Annotated in this window: 16 protein-coding genes and 1 pseudogene; 5 read left to right on the top strand and 12 right to left on the bottom strand. The window is 70.7% G+C overall.

Features of this window, described 5'->3' with window-relative positions:
• The first annotated feature begins 5 nt into the window (after positions 1–5).
• Entirely contained in the window at positions 6–1,133 is a 1,128-nt protein-coding gene (locus tag AS97_RS03275; RefSeq protein ID WP_210564304.1) for an alkene reductase, read from the top strand.
• 18 nt (positions 1,134–1,151) lie between these two features.
• Here the strand turns inward: AS97_RS03275 and AS97_RS03270 are convergent, their stop codons facing one another.
• The 4 genes from AS97_RS03270 to AS97_RS03255 form a co-directional block, all read right to left on the bottom strand.
• Entirely contained in the window at positions 1,152–1,988 is an 837-nt protein-coding gene (locus AS97_RS03270; RefSeq protein WP_210564303.1) for an undecaprenyl-diphosphate phosphatase, read from the bottom strand.
• 206 nt (positions 1,989–2,194) lie between these two features.
• A complete protein-coding gene (locus AS97_RS03265; protein ID WP_059148422.1) occupies positions 2,195–2,596 on the bottom strand; it encodes an SseB family protein in 402 nt (133 codons plus the stop codon).
• 183 nt (positions 2,597–2,779) lie between these two features.
• Positions 2,780–4,285 carry a glycerol kinase GlpK gene (glpK, locus tag AS97_RS03260; RefSeq protein WP_210564302.1) on the bottom strand — a complete coding sequence of 502 codons (1,506 nt, stop codon included), beginning with the start codon at positions 4,283–4,285 and terminating at the stop codon, positions 2,780–2,782.
• 43 nt (positions 4,286–4,328) lie between these two features.
• On the bottom strand, positions 4,329–5,096 hold the full coding sequence (locus tag AS97_RS03255; RefSeq protein ID WP_059148339.1) for an IclR family transcriptional regulator: 768 nt from the start codon (positions 5,094–5,096) through the stop codon (positions 4,329–4,331).
• A 198-nt stretch (positions 5,097–5,294) separates the two neighbouring features.
• On the opposite strand from AS97_RS03255, the gene AS97_RS03250 reads away from it, so the two are divergent.
• On the top strand, positions 5,295–5,855 hold the full coding sequence (locus tag AS97_RS03250; RefSeq protein WP_236669801.1) for an ATP-binding protein: 561 nt from the start codon (positions 5,295–5,297) through the stop codon (positions 5,853–5,855).
• On the opposite strand, the gene AS97_RS03245 is transcribed toward AS97_RS03250, so the two are convergent.
• The 3 genes and pseudogenes from AS97_RS03245 to AS97_RS03235 form a co-directional block, all read right to left on the bottom strand.
• Positions 5,852–7,108 carry a cytochrome P450 gene (locus AS97_RS03245; RefSeq protein WP_210564301.1) on the bottom strand — a complete coding sequence of 419 codons (1,257 nt, stop codon included), beginning with the start codon at positions 7,106–7,108 and terminating at the stop codon, positions 5,852–5,854. The two genes, AS97_RS03250 and AS97_RS03245, sit on opposite strands and share 4 nt — an antisense overlap.
• A gap of 634 nt (positions 7,109–7,742) precedes the next feature.
• A complete protein-coding gene (locus tag AS97_RS03240; RefSeq protein ID WP_210564300.1) occupies positions 7,743–9,023 on the bottom strand; it encodes an MFS transporter in 1,281 nt (426 codons plus the stop codon).
• 5 nt (positions 9,024–9,028) lie between these two features.
• Positions 9,029–9,936, bottom strand: a pseudogene (locus tag AS97_RS03235) (LysR substrate-binding domain-containing protein).
• Positions 9,937–10,085: 149 nt separating this feature from the next.
• Here AS97_RS03235 and AS97_RS03230 point away from each other — a divergent pair.
• The 3 genes from AS97_RS03230 to AS97_RS03220 all read left to right on the top strand — a co-directional run bounded on the left by AS97_RS03230 (position 10,086) and on the right by AS97_RS03220 (position 14,164).
• Entirely contained in the window at positions 10,086–11,264 is a 1,179-nt protein-coding gene (locus AS97_RS03230; protein ID WP_059148336.1) for a mandelate racemase/muconate lactonizing enzyme family protein, read from the top strand.
• A gap of 181 nt (positions 11,265–11,445) precedes the next feature.
• The gene (locus tag AS97_RS03225; protein WP_086708226.1) at positions 11,446–12,768 is read left to right on the top strand and encodes a gluconate:H+ symporter; all 1,323 of its coding nucleotides are present in this window, start codon (positions 11,446–11,448) and stop codon (positions 12,766–12,768) included.
• A gap of 67 nt (positions 12,769–12,835) precedes the next feature.
• Positions 12,836–14,164 carry an enolase C-terminal domain-like protein gene (locus AS97_RS03220; RefSeq protein WP_210564299.1) on the top strand — a complete coding sequence of 443 codons (1,329 nt, stop codon included), beginning with the start codon at positions 12,836–12,838 and terminating at the stop codon, positions 14,162–14,164.
• Between the two features lie 100 nt (positions 14,165–14,264).
• Here the strand turns inward: AS97_RS03220 and AS97_RS03215 are convergent, their stop codons facing one another.
• The 5 genes from AS97_RS03215 to AS97_RS03195 form a co-directional block, all read right to left on the bottom strand.
• Positions 14,265–14,639, bottom strand: a complete 375-nt coding sequence (locus AS97_RS03215; RefSeq protein ID WP_059148333.1) for a hypothetical protein — start codon at positions 14,637–14,639, stop codon at positions 14,265–14,267.
• An 85-nt stretch (positions 14,640–14,724) separates the two neighbouring features.
• Positions 14,725–15,162 carry a roadblock/LC7 domain-containing protein gene (locus AS97_RS03210; protein ID WP_210564298.1) on the bottom strand — a complete coding sequence of 146 codons (438 nt, stop codon included), beginning with the start codon at positions 15,160–15,162 and terminating at the stop codon, positions 14,725–14,727.
• 37 nt (positions 15,163–15,199) lie between these two features.
• Positions 15,200–16,036, bottom strand: a complete 837-nt coding sequence (locus AS97_RS03205) for a hypothetical protein (protein WP_059148332.1) — start codon at positions 16,034–16,036, stop codon at positions 15,200–15,202.
• Positions 16,033–16,467: a hypothetical protein gene (locus AS97_RS03200; RefSeq protein ID WP_059148331.1), complete on the bottom strand. Its 435-nt coding sequence runs from the start codon at positions 16,465–16,467 to the stop codon at positions 16,033–16,035. The genes AS97_RS03205 and AS97_RS03200 overlap by 4 nt, the downstream gene beginning before the upstream one ends.
• A gap of 500 nt (positions 16,468–16,967) precedes the next feature.
• Positions 16,968–17,786: a DUF4142 domain-containing protein gene (locus tag AS97_RS03195; protein WP_059148330.1), complete on the bottom strand. Its 819-nt coding sequence runs from the start codon at positions 17,784–17,786 to the stop codon at positions 16,968–16,970.
• Between the last annotated feature and the right edge of the window lie 26 nt (positions 17,787–17,812).

The following is a 17,812-nucleotide window of genomic DNA, read 5'->3' as shown; positions in this document are numbered from 1 at the left end:
ACACCATGAGCACCACCTGTCCGACCGCCCTGGACCAGCCGCTGCTGCGCCCCGCGGAGCTGGGGGACCTCCGGCTGCCCAACCGGGTGGTCATGGCCCCTATGACCCGGGCCCGGGCCACGGGCGAGGGGCTGGTCCCGAACGGTATGCACGCGGCCTACTACGGCCAGCGGGCCGGGGCCGGGCTGATCATCACCGAGGGGACCTGGGTCAGCGAGCGGGCCATCGGATTCCCGAACGTCCCCGGTGTCTACAGCGAGGAGCAGGTCGACGGGTGGCGGCGGGTCACCGACACCGTCCATGCCCACGGTGGCCGAATCGTGCTGCAGCTGTGGCACACCGGCGCCGCCTCGCACCCCGACCACCTCGGGGGAGCCCTTCCGGCCGGACCCTCGGCGGTCGATCCCCGGGAGCGCTCCTACACGCCCGGCGGGCCCAAGGAGACGGTCACCCCGCGGGAGATGACGATCACCGACATCCGGGACACGGTCGCGGAGTACGGCGCCGCCGCGGCGAACGCCCGCCGCGCCGGTTTCGACGGAGTCGAGATCCACGCCCTCGGCTCGTTCCTGATCCCGCAGTTCCTCAATCCGCGGCTGAACCGCCGCCACGACGCCTACGGCCACGACCCGGCCGGACGGCGGCGACTGCTGATGGAGATCGTCGACGCGGTGGCCGCGGCCTGGGACGGCCGCCGGGTGGGCGTCCGCCTGTCGCCGTACTGGACCGCCGAGCGGTTCACCGCCGATGAGCGGACGCTGGCCGACTACGACGCGCTCGTGGCGGAGCTGAGCGACCGCCCCGTGGCCTATCTGCATCTGCGCGGACCGGCCCCCGCCGCGCCGGGTGCCGCACCCGGCCACGACGCCTTCGCCCGCTACCGGGGCCTCTTCGACGGCCCGCTGATCGCCAACCACGGCTTCGGCCGGGAGACCGGGAACGCCGTGATCGAGGCGGGGCTCGCGGACGCCGTCTCCTACGCCACGCACTTCGTGGCCAATCCCGATCTCGTGGCCCGGTTCGCCCTGGACCACGAGCTGGCGGCGGGCGACCCGGGCACGTACTACACCGGAGGGGCGGGTGGCTATGCCGACTATCCGGCGAGTGTCCGGGGGGCGGCGTCCGGCGGGTGAGAGCGCCCGTCGGCGGCGTCAGGCGTTGAGGGCGCCCGAGCCGAGCAGTCCGAACAGCACCAGGCCGATGACGATCCGGTAGATCACGAAGGCGTTGAACGAATGCTTGGCGACGAACTTCAGCAGCCAGGCGATGGAGGCATAGGCCACGGCGAAGGACACCACCGTGCCCACGGCGAGGGGCACCGTGCCCACGCCACCGCCCATGGCGTCCTTGAGCTCGTAGAGACCGGCGCCGGTCAGCGACGGAATGCCCAGGAAGAAGGAGAGCCGGGTGGCGGCCAGGCGGTCCAGGCCGAGCATGAGGCCGGTGGCCATCGTGGCGCCCGAGCGGGAGAAGCCGGGGAAGAGCAGTGCGAGGATCTGCGAGGAGCCGACCAGCATCGCGTCCTTGACGCTGGTGTCGTCCTCCCCGCGCTTGTGGCGGCCCATCCGGTCGGCCAGCCACATCAGCCCGCTGCCCACGATCAGTGAGGTGGCCACCACCCACAGGGAGGCGAGCGGGCCTTCGATCAGCGGTTTGGCCGCCAGGCCCACGACCACGATGGGGATGGTGGCGTAGATGACCCACCAGGCGAACTTGTAGTCGTGGTGGTACCGCTCCTCGCGGTTGACCAGCCCCCGTCCCCATGCGGTGGCGAAGCGCCGGATGTCGCGGAAGAAGTACAGCAGGACGGCGGCGATGGCACCGACCTGGATCACCGCGGTGAAGGCGACGACGGACTTGTCGTCCACCGGGATGTCCATCAGCCCCTCAGTGATCTTGAGGTGACCGGTGGAGGAGACCGGGAGGAACTCCGTGACCCCCTCGACGATGCCGAGAACCACGGCCTGTCCGATGTTGATCGCGCTCACGTGATCCGTCCCGCCGGTGTCTTGCCGTAACGAGTGAATGTCTACGGGACGGTAGACGATGGATCGGGAGGGTGACCAATCGACGGGCGGCCCACGGCGCTCCGTCGCCATCGCGGGGGAGGGGCGGCCGCGGTTTCCGGCATCGCCGCGGCCCGTGCCCATGGAATTCGCCGAGAGAGGGGCACGGGCCGCCGCGGCCAAAAAGGTCAGGCGGCCGGACCGGAGCCGCTGAGCAGGCTCCGTACGCCGGTGGCCGAGAGGGTGACGGCCTCCGGGGCACCCGCGTCGATGGTCAGGGAGAGCTCCTCGGAGGGCCATCCCTGGGCCAGTGCGCCCAGCGGCACCAGGTGGTACCGCTCGATCTGGGGCAGGGCCTGGTGCATCCGGGCCGGAGTGGTGAAGACCGGTACCAGCTGAGCGCCGTCCTCCTGCTGGAACACGGGCAGGGTCACGGCCTGGGGGTCGGTCTCCTCTGCGCTCTCGGCGGAGGGGAGGAGGACCTCACTGTTGGCAAGGGTGTTCAGCGCCGACTCGTCCGCCCGGTCGGCCGCCAGCTCGCCGAGGGCCTGCTGGGTGGCGGAGACGTTTTCATCGGAAGGGCTGGTCATGATTCCGTCCATGGATCGGGTTTTGGGTCTTCATGGGTTTCTGGGTCCCAGAGCGACTGGTTTCAACAGCCGCGGCTGGCTCGAATACCCCGCCTCATGGAACTCACACGTCCCCCTCGCGCTCGATTCTTCCCCGGGGGCCCGACGGGGCCCGGCCCGGCCCGCCCGGGAAGGGCCCCCGGGCTACGTCCTGGCCCAGCCCAGCGACCGCTCGACCGCCCGCTGCCAGTTCTCGTACTCCGTCTCCCGCCGCGCGGTGTCCATCGTGGGCATCCATTGGGCCGCGCGGTGCCAGTTGCGGCGCAGCCCCTCCAGATCGGGCCAGTAGCCGGAGGCGAGCCCGGCGGCGTAGGCGGCCCCGAGGGAGACCGTTTCAGAGACCATGGGGCGCACCACGGGCAGGTCCAGGACATCGGCCAGGAACTGCATCAGCAGATTGTTCGACGTCATCCCGCCGTCGACCTTCAGCTGCCGCAGCGGCTGGGGCGAGTCGGCGTTCATGGCGTCGACCACCTCCCGGGTCTGCCACCCGGTGGCCTCCAGCACGGCCCGGGCCAGATGTCCCTTGGTGATGTACGAGGTGAGCCCGACGATCACCCCCCGCGCGTCGCTGCGCCAGTGCGGGGCGAAAAGCCCGGAGAAGGCGGGGACGATGTAGCAGCCGCCGTTGTCCTCGACGCTGCGGGCCAGGGTCTCGATCTCGGGGGCGCTGTGGATCATGCCTAGCCGGTCGCGGAACCACTGCACCAGCGAGCCGGTGACGGCGATCGGGCCCTCCAGCGCGTAAACCGTCGGCTCGTCGCCCACTTTGTAGCCCACCGTGGTCAGCAGCCCGTGCCGGGACCGTACGAGTTCGGTGCCGGTGTTGAGCAGGAGGAAGCTTCCGGTGCCGTAGGTGCACTTCGCCTCGCCGCTGGCGAAACACGTCTGCCCGAACAGCGCCGCCTGCTGATCGCCGAGTGCGGCGCAGATCGGGACCTGCGGCAGCAGGGTGCGGGCCATGCCGTAGCACTCGGCGGAAGGGCGGATCTCCGGCAGCATCGCCCGGGGCACATCGAAATAGGCCAGCAGCTCATCGTCCCAGGTCAGGCTGCGGATGTTCATCAGCATGGTGCGGCTGGCGTTGGTGGCGTCGGTGAGGTGCAGTCCGCCGTCGGGCCCGCCGGTGAGGTTCCAGATCAGCCAGCTCTCCATCGTGCCGAACAGCACGTCCCCACGCCCCGCGCGCTCGCGCAAGCCGTCGATATGGTCGAACAGCCAGCGCAGCCGTGGGGCGGAGAAGTAGGTCGTGGGCGACAGCCCGCAGCGTTCGAGGAAGAAGTCGTCACCGGTGGTCCGCCGCAGCTCCTCGACATAGCCGCTGGTACGGGTGTCCTGCCAGGTGATGGCGTGGCATACGGGAACGCCGGTGCGCCGGTCCCAGACCACCGTGGTCTCGCGCTGATTGGCGATGCCGATGGCCACGATCTGCTCGGGCCGGATCCCGGCGCCCTCCAGCGCCCGGGGCACGACCACACGGCGCAGATGGGACCAGATCTCGGCGGGGTCGTGCTCGGCCCAGCCGGGCTTGGAGAAGTACTGCTCATGCTCTCGCTGGCCGACCGAGACCAGCCGTCCCTGGTGGTCGAAGAGGATGCACCGGGTGGACATGGTGCCCTGGTCGATGGACATCACATAGCGTTCAACCATGGCCTGGCCTGCCTTCGGGCGGGTTCGAGCAGGGCATGGGGCGTCACCAGCGGGCCGCGCCGAGATCGCGGGAGATCGCCCGGGCGGCGTCGCGCGTCAGCCCGACGAGTGAGGGATGAGGGCGGCCCTTGCTGTCGCAGAGGCGGTCCACGGCGCCGGAGACGCCGACGGCGCCCACCACCAGGCCGCCCTGCCCGCGGATCGGCGCGGCGATATCGGCCTCGCCCACCATCATCTCCTCGGTCGCGACCGCCCACCCGTTCTCGCGGATCTCGCCCAACGCCCGGCTGAGCTGCTGGGGAGAGACGAGCGTATGACGGGTGTAGTTCTCCGGTTCGGTTTCCATGAGCGGCTCCAGAGGGGTCGCCCCGTACGCCAGCAGGATCTTGCCCAGCGCGCTGGCGTGCAGGGGGAGCAGCGAGCCCACGTCCAGGGTCTGGAAGGTGTCATCGGGCCGGAAGACGTGGTGGACGATGAGGACCTTGCCCTCCAGGGGCACTCCGAGACGGACCGCCTCACCGCTGCGGGCGGCCAGGGCGTCGGCCCAGTTGATGGAGCGGGACCGCAGCTCGTTGATGTCGAGATAGCTGGTCCCCAGGTGCAGCAGCGCCGCGCCGAGCTGGTACTTCCCCGTCGCCTTGTCCTGCTCGACGAAGTCGACGCTCTGCAGAGTGCGCAGAATGCCGTGCGCGGTGCCTTTCGCGAGGCCGAGCGAGGCGGCCACCTCGCCCAGACTGAGCCGACCGGAGCCCTGGGCGAGCAGCCGCAGAATCGCCGCCGCCCGCTCGATGGACTGCACCGGGCCGGCCATGACGCGATCGTAGCTCTTCGGCCAGTGGCACGGCCTGTCGGCGAAAACGCCAAACGTTCGGTAATGCCGACTCGGATTCGTTGACCCCGGCCGGTAGGGGCCATAGCGTCCGTATCGGGACAAGAAGACCAGGATGCCAAAAGGTGACCCGAAGGGTGCCCGGCACAGACAACCCACCCGGCTCGGAGAGGAGGAGACGTGGCGGAACAACTGAGCTACCCGAAGCCCGGCGCCACCGGGCAGGCCGCGGAGACCGTCGATTTCACCGGCGCCCGTCTCATCGGCTCCCAGACGCCGGATCCGGACTCCCTGCTGGCGCCGGTGGCGACACGCGGCGAGGTCCCGGAACGGCCCCCGGCGGACGAGGGGGACGGCCATGTCCTCCCGGTCCCGCACATCTACGAGGCCGTCGCCACCGTGCGGCGGCGGGCGCACACGCTGCTGACCGAATGGGAGCTGTCGGCCGACTGCCTCGACGAGGCGCTCATGGTGATCTCGGAACTGGTCACCAACGCGATCCTGCACGCCCTGCCCCCGGCCGTGCTGCGGCTGAGCTGGACCGAGTGCGAGGGCTCCGCCGGCCTGCGCATCGAGGTCACCGACGGCGGCCCGGTGCCCGCCGGTCAGCGGGCGGACGAGGACATCGAGCCCGATGAGCACGGCCGCGGGCTCGGGATCGTCACCGCGCTGTCCACGCGCCACGGCAGCCACTCCTGCCATGAGGGCATCACCTGGTGGGCGGACCTGCCGGTCGCCTAACCGACGGCTCGGTCCCAGGTGACCGGGAGCCGATGGACGCCGTAGATCAGCATGTCGTGGCGCAGGGGCACCTCGTCCGGCGGCACCGCCAGGCGCAGCGTGGGAAAGCGCCGCAGCAGGGCGGGAAAGCCCGTCCGCATCTCCATCCGCGCCAGATGCTGCCCCAGGCACTGGTGAATGCCGTGGCCGAAGGCGATCTGACCGGCCGCCTCGCGGGTGACGTCCAGGGTGTCGGGGTCGGAGAACCGCGAGGGGTCCCGGTTGGCCGAGGCGAGCGCCCCGACGACCGTCTCACCGGCCCGCACCCGCGCCCCGGCGATCTCGAGATCCTCCCGGGCCACCCGTACCGTCCCGAACTGGACGATGGTCAGATACCGCAGCAGCTCCTCGACCGCGTGGTCGATCACCTCGGGCCGCTCCCGCACCAGCCGCGACTGCTCGGGGTGGCGCAGCAGGGCGTAGGTGCCCAGGGCCAGCATGTTCGCCGTCGTCTCATGGCCCGCGATGAGCAGCAGCAGCCCCACACCGGTCAGCTCCTCGTCGGTCAGCCCGGCCGTCGTGGCGGTGCCGGAGCCGCCGGGCGCGCCGTGCTCGCCGTTGACCAGACGGGAGAGCAGCGCTTCGTCCGGCCGGCGCCGCTTGGTGCCGATCAGCTCCCGCATGTACTCCCACAGCGCGTCCCGGGCCGCGTAGACCTCGTCCTCGCCCTGGCCGATCCGGAGCAGAACGGTGGCCCACCGCTGGAAGTCGGCCCGGTCCTCGTACGGCACCCCCAGCAGCTCGCAGATCACCAGCGACGGGATCGGCTGGGCGAAGGCCGTCACGAGGTCGGCCGGTGGGCCGGCGCGCTCCATCGCGGCCAGCTGGCCGTCGACGATCTCCTCGATCCGGGGCTGCAGCCGCCGCATCCCCCGGGCGGTGAACCACTTGCTCAGCAGCCGCCGGTAGCGGGTGTGCTCGGGTGGGTCCATGCTGATGAACGACCCCAGCATGCGGCGATCGTCCGGGCGGACCGCAAACGCGTGCACCGGCGAGGAGGTCCGGCGGCGGTCCGAACTGAACCGGTCGTCCTCCAGCAACTGCGCCACGTCCTTGTGCCGGGTGAGCAGCCAGCCCACCTTGCCGTCCGGAAAGGCCAGTCGGCCGGCGCCGCCCTCCTCGCGCAGCGCCTCGTAGGCACCGGGCGGGTCGAAGGGGCAGTCGCGATGTCTGGGCAGCGGCGCCGGAGTCGACGCGCGTGATGTGACGGACACGGAAACGTTCCCTTCGAAGGCGAACCGAGTCCCTCCCTTTTGAGCGTAGCTCGGGCCGCCGGGCCGGGCGACGCGACCGGGGGCTACGACAACCGGCCGTCACCGCGGGTGGTTTCCCCGGCCGACGCGGCATCGCGCGCCGCGCGCCGGAGGAGCCGGGGAACCGTCCGGTGGTGGACCGGCGCGGCCGGGCCCACAGCGGGTGACCGACGGGCCGGTCGAACCGTACGAAGGTCGCCCACCGGAACCTCGCGTCCTCGACGGTCACGACGTTGTGCGCGGCCACCGGCGGGGAGCCCGCGGTCAGGGTCAGCGAGTGGTCCGCCGCGTCCGAGACGGCCCATCCCAGGACATGGCGCGGCGAGGTCCTGGGGCCCGGCCGGAGACCGAGCCCCAGCGTCCGGCCCAGCACCAGAAACCGCCGCAGGGGAGCCGGAGCGCCCTCGAAGACGGCCCGCGCCCACTGCTCGGCGGTCAGGGCCCCGGCCCGCGGGACCGGTGAGGCGAACGCCGAGGCGTCGTGGGCGTCCGCGAGGTCGTCACGGGCCGCCGAGGCCCCGGGCGACGCGTCGTGCGCGAGGAGAGGCCGGGGCAGTGGTCATGGGAAGAGCTCCTTTTCATGGGTGGCCGGGCTTCATGACGTGGCCGGTGCACGTGGCTGGGCCGGCGCGGACGCCGGAAGGTCCCGGGAGCGCCGGATGGGGGAGAAGAGCAGGACCAGCCCGGCGAGCGGCATGCCCGCCGAGGTGATCCACATGGCGGCCCGGAGCCCCAGCGCGGTGCCGAGCGCACCGCCGAGCAGCGCTCCGAGGGGCAGCATTCCGTAGCTGATGAACGCCGATGACGCGGTGAGCCGGCCGAGCAGCTCCGGCGGGCAATAGCGCTGCTGGAAGCCCGCCTTGATCACATTGCCGGCCACCACCCCGGCGGTGACGCAGAAACCGCCGGCCACGAACAGCACGACCCGCGGTCCCTGCGCGGTCATCGGCATGAGCAGCGCGCCCACGGCCAGCCCCAGCTCGAACAGGAGCGTCGCCCGCGCGTCGCCGACCCGGGCGGCCACACGGCGTGCGCAGAACGCCCCGGCGACGCCGCCGAGGCCGGCGGCCGCGATGAGCCCACCGACCAGCCCGGGGGACAGACCGACGGTCCGGACCAGGAAGACCACCCGGATCGACTGGTATCCCATCAGCGCCAGGTTGGACGCGGCCGCGAAGAGCGTCAGGGTGCGCAGCCACCGGTCGCGGGCGATCAGCCGCAGCCCCTCGGCCACCTCGCGGCCCAGCGCCCGGGGCGGACGCTCGGCCCGCGGGACGCGCGGTTCGCGGAAGCCGATGCCGGTCAGGCAGGCAAGGGAGACCAGAAAGGTCGCGGCGTTGACGAACATCCCGTTGACCGCGCCCGCCACCTGGGCGATCAGACCGGCGGAGCCCTGGCCGGCGATCTGCGCCGCGGACGCGCTGCCGTGCAGTTTGGCGTTGCCCTCGGGCTGGTCCTCGGGGACCAGGAGACGGGCGAGATACGCGCTGTAGGCGGTCTGGAAGAACACCGCGGCCGTACCCGTCAACAGGGCGACGGTCAGCAGCAGTCCGATGCTCAGCAGGCCGCACCAGGCGGCCACCGGGACAGCCGCGAACAGCACCAGCGAAACCGCGGCCGCGGCCAGCATGACCGGCCTTCGGCGCCACCGGTCCACCCAGGCCCCCACCGGAAGGCCGATGACCAGCCAAGGGGCCCAGCTCGCGGCGGTCAGCAGACCGACCTCGAAGGTGTCCGCGTGCAAGGTGGTGACCGCGATCAGTGGCATCGCCACTCCGGTGACGGCCGCACCGTACTTTCCGGCGGTCTCACCGCACCACAGCAGCCGGAAGTCACGGTGGCGCCGCAGCAGGCCACCGGAGGTTCTGAGGGTCACGGCGGTCAGGCTCCTCGGTCGGGGAGAAGGGCGGCCGCGTGGCGGAGCAGTGCGTGCAGGGCCGGGTTGTCGTTGTTCTTACGCCACACGAGGTTGAGTTCTACCGGCTCCGGAGTGGTCAGCTCCACCGCTCTGAAGACGATGTTCGGGTAGCGCGGCCGGGCGGCGGTCTCCGGGACCAGGGCCACGCCCCAGCCGCCGTTCACCAGGGCCGGGATGGTGTGGACCTGGCTCAGATACTGGGAGAAGACCGGGGTGGCGTGGGCGGCGCGGAAGATGCTGATGAGCAGCTCGTTGAAGCAGCGCGCCTCGATGGGCGAGTACATCAGCAGGTCCTGCCCGTCGAAGTCGGCCACCCTCAGCGGCCCTTCGCCCGCCGCCAGCGGATGTCCGGTCGGCAGGGCGGCGAGCAGCCGCTCCCGGGCCGCGGGCCGGGAGCGCAGATCCGGTCCGGTGACCGAGGGCCGTACCAGGCCCAGGCCCAGGTCCAGGCTCTGCTCGGTGACGGCCTCCAGCTGGTCCCGGGTGACCATCTCGCGCAGGGTGATCTCCGCACCCGGCATGACCGCGTGGGCGATCTCCAGCAGGGTGCCGAGTACGGAGTGGGCGCTGCCGCCGTGAAGCCGATGGCGATGGACTCCGCCTCACCAGTCGCCACCTGCCGCGCGGCGAGGACGGCGTGCTCGGAGTGGCGAAGAATACGGCGGGCCTCGGTGAGGAAGGCACGTCCCGCGGGGGTGAGCCGCACCGAGCGGTTGGTGCGCTCCAGCAGCTGGACCCGTAACTCGGTCTCCAGCAGCTGGATCTGGCGGCTCAGCGGCGGCTGAGTCATCTTCAGCCGCTCCGCGGCCCGGGTGAAATGCAGCTCCTCGGCGACCGTCACAAAGCTGATGAGTTGCATGAGCGTGAACAACGATGCTCTCCCGGTATCAACGCATGCCAATTTTAAGTTAGACGTAGATCGTCTGGCGACCTTAGCTTGCAAAGGAGTTCGCCGGCCGCCCCGGGGCGGATCCGGCGATATCCACCGCCCGCATACGGGCCCACACACAGGGACAACACGTGGTGACCACATCGCATACGGCAACGCACACCGCGCAGCAGGCAGGTGAGGCAACCCTCGACCGGGTCTCCTGGATCCGAGTGTCCTCGGTCGTCCTTCCCCTCGCCACGCCCATCAGCGACGCCAAGGTGCTCACCGGGCGCCAGAGGCCGATGACGGAGGTGGCCTTCCTCTTCGTCGAACTCGCCACCGAGGAGGGACACCAGGGCATCGGCTTCAGCTACTCCAAGCGCGCGGGAGGGCCCGGCCAGTTCGCCCACGCCCAGGAGATCGCGCCCACCCTCCTCGGCGAGGACCCCAGCGACATCGGCAAGATCTGGACCAAGCTGGTGTGGGCGGGTGCCTCCGTGGGCCGCAGCGGGCTGTCCACCCAGGCGGTGGCGGCCTTCGACATCGCCCTGTGGGACCTCAAGGCCAAGCGGGCCGGGCTGCCGCTGGCCAAGCTGCTGGGCGCACACCGCGACACCGTCCGCTGCTACAACACCTCGGGCGGCTTTCTGCACACGCCGACCGAGCAGGTTCTGGAGAATGCGACGGCCTCCCTGGCCAGCGGAATCGGCGGTATCAAGATCAAGGTGGGGCAGCCGGACGGCAAGGAGGACCTGCGCCGGCTGACCGCCGTACGGGAGCACCTGGGCGACGACGTGCCCTTGATGGTCGACGCCAATCAGCAGTGGGACCGGCCCACCGCACAGCGCATGGGGCGCGCCTTCGAGGAGTTCGGCCTGGTCTGGATCGAGGAGCCGCTGGACGCCTACGACGCACCGGGCCACGCGGCCCTCGCCGCCTCGCTGGACACCCCCGTGGCCACCGGGGAGATGCTGGCCAGTGTCGCCGAACACTGGGAACTGATACGCCACAACGCGGCGGACATCATTCAGCCCGACGCACCGCGCATCGGTGGCATCACCCAGTTCCTCAAGCTGGCCACTCTCGCCGAGCAGCACCATCTGCAACTCGCCCCGCACTTCGCGATGGAGATCCACCTCCATCTCGCGGCCGCCTACCCGCATGAGCCATGGGTGGAGCATTTCGACTGGCTGGAGCCGCTGTTCAACGAGCGGCTGCAGATCAGCGACGGCCGGATGCGGGTGTCCGCACGGCCCGGCCTCGGCATCACCCTCAGCGAGCAGGCCCGCGCCTGGACGGGTGCCAAGGCCGAATTCGGCGCCCAGTGAGTCCGGTTCGCACCGGCGCCGATCGCGAATCCACGGGCACGCCCATTGACCAGCGGTGTTCACCCCTCTAGCCTCCATCTTCATATATAGACGGAGTGCATGTACGTGGACTCCTTGGCCCGTGTGGCGATCCGCTCGAGCCTCCAGCTCACCGGCCGCAGTTCAAAGGGGAACTGAAGACATGCCTCTCGTCGTCGTCGGAATCAGCGTGGTGATCCTGCTGTTCCTCATGACCAAGCTGAAGCTGAACGGCTTCATCGCCCTCCTCCTCGTGGCCGTCGGCGTCGCGCTGGTGCAGGGGGTCGAGGTGGAGAAGATCCCCGATGTCCTCGGAGAGGGCGTCGGGGGCCAGATCGGCGACACCATGCTCGTCGTCGGTCTCGGCGCCATGGTCGGCCGGGTCATGGGCGACTGCGGCGCGGCCCAGCGGATAGCCAACACCCTCATCGACACCTTCGGACTGCGCTGGGTCCAGGTGGCGATGGTGGTCACCGCCATGCTCATCGGCGTGACCATGTTCTACGAGGTCGCCTTCGTCATCATCGTGCCGGTGGCGTTCACCATCGTCCGGGTCACCCGGAAGAACCTGCTGTGGGTCGGGCTTCCGATGTCGATCTCCCTGTCGACCATGCACAGCTTTCTGCCGCCGCACCCCGGGCCCACAGCGGTGGCCTCGACCTTCCACGCCTCCGTCGGCCTGACCCTGTTCTACGGGCTGTTCATCGCCGTTCCGGCCGGTGCGCTGATCGCCCTGGTGTGGCCGAGGCTTCCGTTCGTCCGGCGGATGGACCCCGAGATCCCCAAGGGGCTGGTCAGCGAGCGCACCTTCACCGAGGAGGAGATGCCGGGTCTCGGCTGGTCGCTGTCGGTGGCCCTGGTCCCGGTGGTGCTGATCGCCGGTGCCGCGGTGACCGACATGGCCGTGTCCGGCGACAGCGCCGCCCTGCACATCATCACCTTCATCGGCTCCGCGCCGATCGCCCTGCTGCTGACCCTGCTGCTGGCGGTGTGGGCGTTTGGCCCCCGGATCGGCCGGAGCCTGGCCGAGGTCAGCGCCTCCTGCAACTCGGCGGCCCAGGCGATGGCGATGATCCTGCTGGTCATCGGGGCCGGCGGCGCCTTCAAGGAGGTCCTGGTCGAGGGCGGGATCTCCGACTACATCAAGGACCTCACGGACGACTGGTCCATCTCGCCGATCATCCTCGCCTGGCTCATCGCCGTCGTCCTGCGGGTGGCGCTCGGATCGGCTACGGTCGCCGTGGTCACCGCCGCCGGTGTGGTGCAGCCGCTCCTGGAGAACAGCGGAGTCCACCCCGAGTTGATGGTCCTCGCCGTCTCCTGCGGATCGATCGCCTTCAGCCATGTGAACGACCCCGGCTTCTGGATGTTCAAGGAGTACTTCAACCTCTCCGTCATCGACGCCATCAAGGCGCGCACCACCTACACCACCGTGCTCGCGGTCCTCGGTCTCGGCGGCGTGCTGGCCATCGAGGCCATTGTCTGAACCCTCCCTGTGCGACATCTGAACCCTCCCTGTGCGATCCCTCCGACACCGACCCAAGGACGCCACGATGAGCCAGCCGACCGTCACCTCGTTCGCCGTCTATCCGGTCGCCGGCCGGGACAGCATGGAGTTGAACCTCTCCGGCGCCCACGGCCCCTACTTCACCCGCAACGTGGTCGTTCTCGAGGACTCCGAGGGCCGTACCGGGTTGGGCGAGGTCCCCGGCGGTGAGAAGATCACCCAGACGCTGCGCGACGCCGAATCCCTCGTCGTCGGGGCGCGGGTGGGCGACTACAAGCGGGTGCTGGGCGAGATCGGACGGCGGTTCGGCGACCGCGACGCGGGGGGCCGGGGCACCCAGACCTTCGATCTGCGCACCACCGTGCACGCCGTCACTGCCGTCGAGTCGGCCCTGCTGGACCTGTTGGGCCAGCATCTGGAGGTGCCCGTGGCCGCGCTCCTGGGCGACGGACAGCAGCGGGACGCGGTACGAGTCCTGGGTTATCTGTTCTACGTCGGCGACCCCGACCGGACCGACCTGGAGTACGTCCGCGAACCCGGCGCCGAGGCGGAGTGGTACCGCATCCGCCACGAGGAGGCGCTGACCCCCGAGGCGATCGTCCGCCAGGCCGAGGCCACCTACGACCTCTACGGCTTCAAGGACTTCAAGCTCAAGGGCGGCGTCCTGGAGGGAAACGAGGAGGTCAAGGCGGTACGGGCGCTCAAGGAGCGGTTCCCCGACGCCCGCATCACCCTCGACCCCAACGGCGCCTGGTCGCTGCGCGAGGCGATCGAGCTGTGCCGGCCGCTGCTCGGCACGCTCGCCTACGCCGAGGACCCCTGCGGGGCCGAGGACGGCTACTCGGGCCGGGAGATCCTGGCGGAGTTCCGGCGCGCCACCGGACTGCCCACCGCCACCAACATGATCGCCACGGACTGGCGGCAGATGACCCACGCACTGGCGCTGCAGTCCGTCTCCATTCCGCTGGCCGACCCCCACTTCTGGACCATGCAGGGGTCGGTACGGGTGGCCCAGCTCTGCCATGAGATGGGCCTGACCTGGGGATGCCACTCCAACAACCACTTCGACATCTCCCTGGCGATGGTGGCCCACTGCGGAGCCGCCGCCCCGGGCGAGTACAACGCCCTGGACACCCACTGGATCTGGCAGGAGGGACTGGAGCGGCTCACCGTCGAGCCGCCACGGATCACCGGTGGTGAGATCGCCATCCCGGATGCCCCCGGGCTCGGGATCCGGCTCGACCGCGACCGGCTCCTCGCCGCCCACGCCCTCTACCAGGAGAAGGCGCTGGGGGCGCGGGACGACGCGGTCGGCATGCGCTCTCTCATTCCGGGCTGGACCTTCGACAACAAGCGTCCCTGCCTGGTGCGTTGAGTTCGGTGGCCCCGCGCACGCCGACCGGGGCGGTCAGACGGCGGGGCCGCTCGTCGAGCGGCCCCGCCGCGCCCGTACCGGGGGCCGTACGGCCCGGACCTCAGATCTCCAGCTCCGCCTCGATCCTGCGCAGCTGGTGCCGTGCCATCGCCAGATTGGCCCGGTTCTTGTCCAGCGCCAGATAGAGGAAGAGGCCCTGGCTGTCCCGGCCCTTCAGCAGCCGGATCAGGTGGTACTGGCTGCCGAGGGTGATGAGGATGTCCTCGATGGAGTCCTGCAGACCGAGCTGTTCCATGGTCCGCACCTTGGCGCGCACCACATCGGTGTTGCCCGCGGCCGCCAGCGTCAGGTCGAGTTCTTTTCCGCCGCCCACGGTGCCGAGGGCCATCCCGCTGGAGTAGTCGACCAGCGCGGCGCCGAGGGCGCCCTCGATGGACGTCATCGCCTCTTTGAGCGCGGTCTGAGTGTTCGCCATGATCGTGGCTGTTCCTTTCGATGTCATTGATGTCCGGTCGGGTGCCGGCGCGGGTTACGCGCCGTGCGGGGGAAGGTCGTGGTGGTCAGGGCTGCGGCTGCTCGGCCCTGCTGAGGGCGAGGCCCACCAGATCGGCGAGCCGGGCGCCCGAGCGGCGGGCCTCCATATGGAGACGGCCGACGTTGGTGCGGTCACCGGCCAGCACGGTCAGTACGGCCGTGGAACCCGCGGCATAGGTGGCCACATAGCCGTTCTCGCCGCGGACCAGCAGCTCACGGAAGGTGCCCCGCCCGGTGGCGCCCGCCAGCGACTGCGCCACCCCGAGAGCCGCGGCGGTCAGCGCCGCCACGCCTTCGGCCTCGACGGCCGTGTCATGCGCCAGCACCACGCCGTCGCTGGTGGCGGCGAGGGCGCCGGTCACATGGGTCACCCGGGCCCGCAGCCGGTGCAGCTCCTCCAGTACGTCGGGCTCGGCGGCCAGCAGCCACTTCCGCTCCGTGCGCTGCCGCAGGCTGCGTCTCATGACGCCGCGCACGGGGCGGGCGGGTCGGTCGGGGGAATCACAGTGTTGCCTCCAAGGCGTCGCGGAGCCGGCGCAGCAGGTCGATATCGGGGTCGGTGAAGGCGGCCGCGGCGGGACCGCGGTCCGGGGCGGGCGGCGCGCAGGCGCCGGACCGGGCGGACAGATCGGGGCGGCCCGGAGGTCCGGGACGGGCGGTCCGTGGTGTGGCGACATGCCCCGCCGCCGCCAGCCGCCGTATGTCGATCAGCGTGTGGAAGGCGGGACGGCCCAGCTCCCGCGCGATACGGGCGGGGGTGCGCACCCCGTCGGCCAGCGCCAGCACCGCGCGCTGACGGGAGGTCACGGCCGGGGCGCGGCCATCGGGGCGGCGGAGCACCACCGGCTCGGTGTCCACTTGCGGATACGGCCACAGGGAGTCCAGCAGTTCGCCGCGGCGCCGGGTCTCGCGCTCGACGGCGGCCGCGCCCACCGCGCGCACCGGTCCGAGCCAGTGGGCCGCGCCCCGCTGGAAGCCGCGGGGGCCGCTGCCGTGCCCGAGGGCGAAGTACGCCGCGTCGAACAGCGCGCCCAGATGGCAGATCTCCAGCTCCGCGTCCGACAGCCGGCCGCTGTCGACGAGGAACCGCCCGACCCCGCCGTCCGGGCCCGTCCGGCCCACCGCCTCCCGCCAGCTGTCGGCGGTCAGCCGCCCACCGATGGTGAGCAGCACCTCGATCCCGGGGGCCACGGGGCTTTCGGCGTGCACCACCTGGCCGTCCCGGAGATAGACGGTGCCCGCGTCGCACAGCAGGGCGCCGCTGGCCCGCTCGGCGGCGAGCCCGGTGAGGCTGGGCGTGTGGCCGGCTCGCCCACCGGCCCTGCGGGGCATGCTCATATCAGCGCCAGACGCCCGCACATATCGCGCAGCCGCATCCGGGCGAGCGCCAGATTCCCCTCCCGGCGGTCGAGCCAGAGGTAGAAGAAGACGCCGTTGTCGAAGGCCGTGTCGACGAAGCGCAGCAGGTGGTAGCAGGTGCGGGTGGTGACGATGATGTCCTCGACGGCGGGCTCCCCGCCCGTATCGTCCCCGTCCGCGCCGCTCTCGGCGTCGCTTTTCGTGCGGCCGGGGCCCAGCGCGGCGAACGCCCGCTGCTCGGCGGCCATCCGGGCCAGCTCCGCCGTCTCCGCAGCCGTGGCCTCGGGGTCCTCGTCGCGGACCTCGCCGACCATGCCGAGTGCGAGTCCGCTGGTCCACTCGATCACGGCGGCTCCGCGCGCGCCGTTCACGGTCATCGCTTCCAGCAGGCACTCGTCGATTCCGGGCATGCGGCCTCCCCTTCCCTGCGTCGCCCGTGGCGGGCGCCCACTGGGGCGCTTCACCAGTGACGGAGAGGTTACGCAGGGTTCAGCAGTTGGGGGCTAAATCCGGTAATGCTCGGAAATGGTGGGGGGTGTGTAGTAGGGTCCGCCGTCCCATGGGCCCCGTACGCCTCGGCAGCCCCTGTCGGTGCCATGTCGGGCAAGGTCGCCGATCCTCTGTATGGATTCATAGCGCTTCGGGGCCCACCGGGCCACAGGTGGGCGGGCGCATATTCCACCGTCACATTGCAGGCGTGGTGGATGGGTCAGTAGACGGTGGTGCGATGGTCGAGTACGCATACGCGGGGAGCCGGAACGCGGCGCGGTGCCCGACAGGGGTGCCCACGAGGCTCTCCCCGAGTCGTTTCGCACCCCTGTGCCGCACAGAGTGGCGAGATTTGACGGTACCGATGTGGCGGAAACCGCCCGCGTTTCGCCCGGCTTGTCTGCGGTGTCCTGACGGTGTGTTACCGAACGGCGGGTGCGGAGGGGGAGACGGCGGCGCCCGGAGTGGTCGGGGAGGCCGAGGAGCCCGGGGCGTCGTCGACCGGGGCGGGCGGGGAGGGTGTGGGCGGTTCGCCCTTGCCCTCGAGCGAGGCCGGCTTCTTCAGGACCACCATCGGCTCCCCGGGCTTGGGCATCACCGGCTTGGTGAAGTCCGGGCCCTGGGTCGGAGTTTCGGTGATCTGGGCCGGAAGCCGCTCGTAGTCGACCATCCCGGTGTTCTCCATCTGCGTGATGTGGTCCAGCACCGTGTTGTTGGCCTGGGTGGCGAGCTGACGCACCAGGGTGTTCTTGCTGGTCGCCCGGATCTTGGCGATGGAGCTGAAGATCTGGCCGTGGGTGATGCGCAGGATCTGGGCCATCTGGCTGTCGAAGTCCTTGCCCGTGGCGGCCGTGAGGGTGTCCAGGAAGCCCTGCTGCTGCGGCGTGGGCTTGTTGGGCAGGGTGATGCCGAGTTTGGGCGCGATGTCCCGTGAGGCGTCGTCCAGTTGCGCATGCCCCACGATGAGATGTTCACCGGCTGTCTTCACCGCCGCCGTGGTGCCCTTCTTGAGGGCCAGCTCACCGACGGGGTACTCCCACAGTCCGGCGAGCCGGACCTTGACCACGAACTCCTTGTCGGCCCCGGTGAGCGGTCCGTACTGCGTCGAGTTCGTCTTCGCCAGGTTCGTCTGGTTCTCCTGCTGCACACCCGTCAGGGCAGGCGACATGATCACGCCGAGCGTGACCACCACGGAACCTATGAGGAGGGAGGTACCTGTCACGAAGTACCGGGATCGCATAGAGCCTCCTGGCGGGGACGCCGGTC

It is taken from the genome of Streptomyces sp. AgN23, from assembly GCF_001598115.1.
Classification (GTDB): Bacteria; Actinomycetota; Actinomycetes; order Streptomycetales; family Streptomycetaceae; genus Streptomyces; species Streptomyces antimycoticus.
This window is presented reverse-complemented; position numbering and strand designations above follow the sequence as displayed.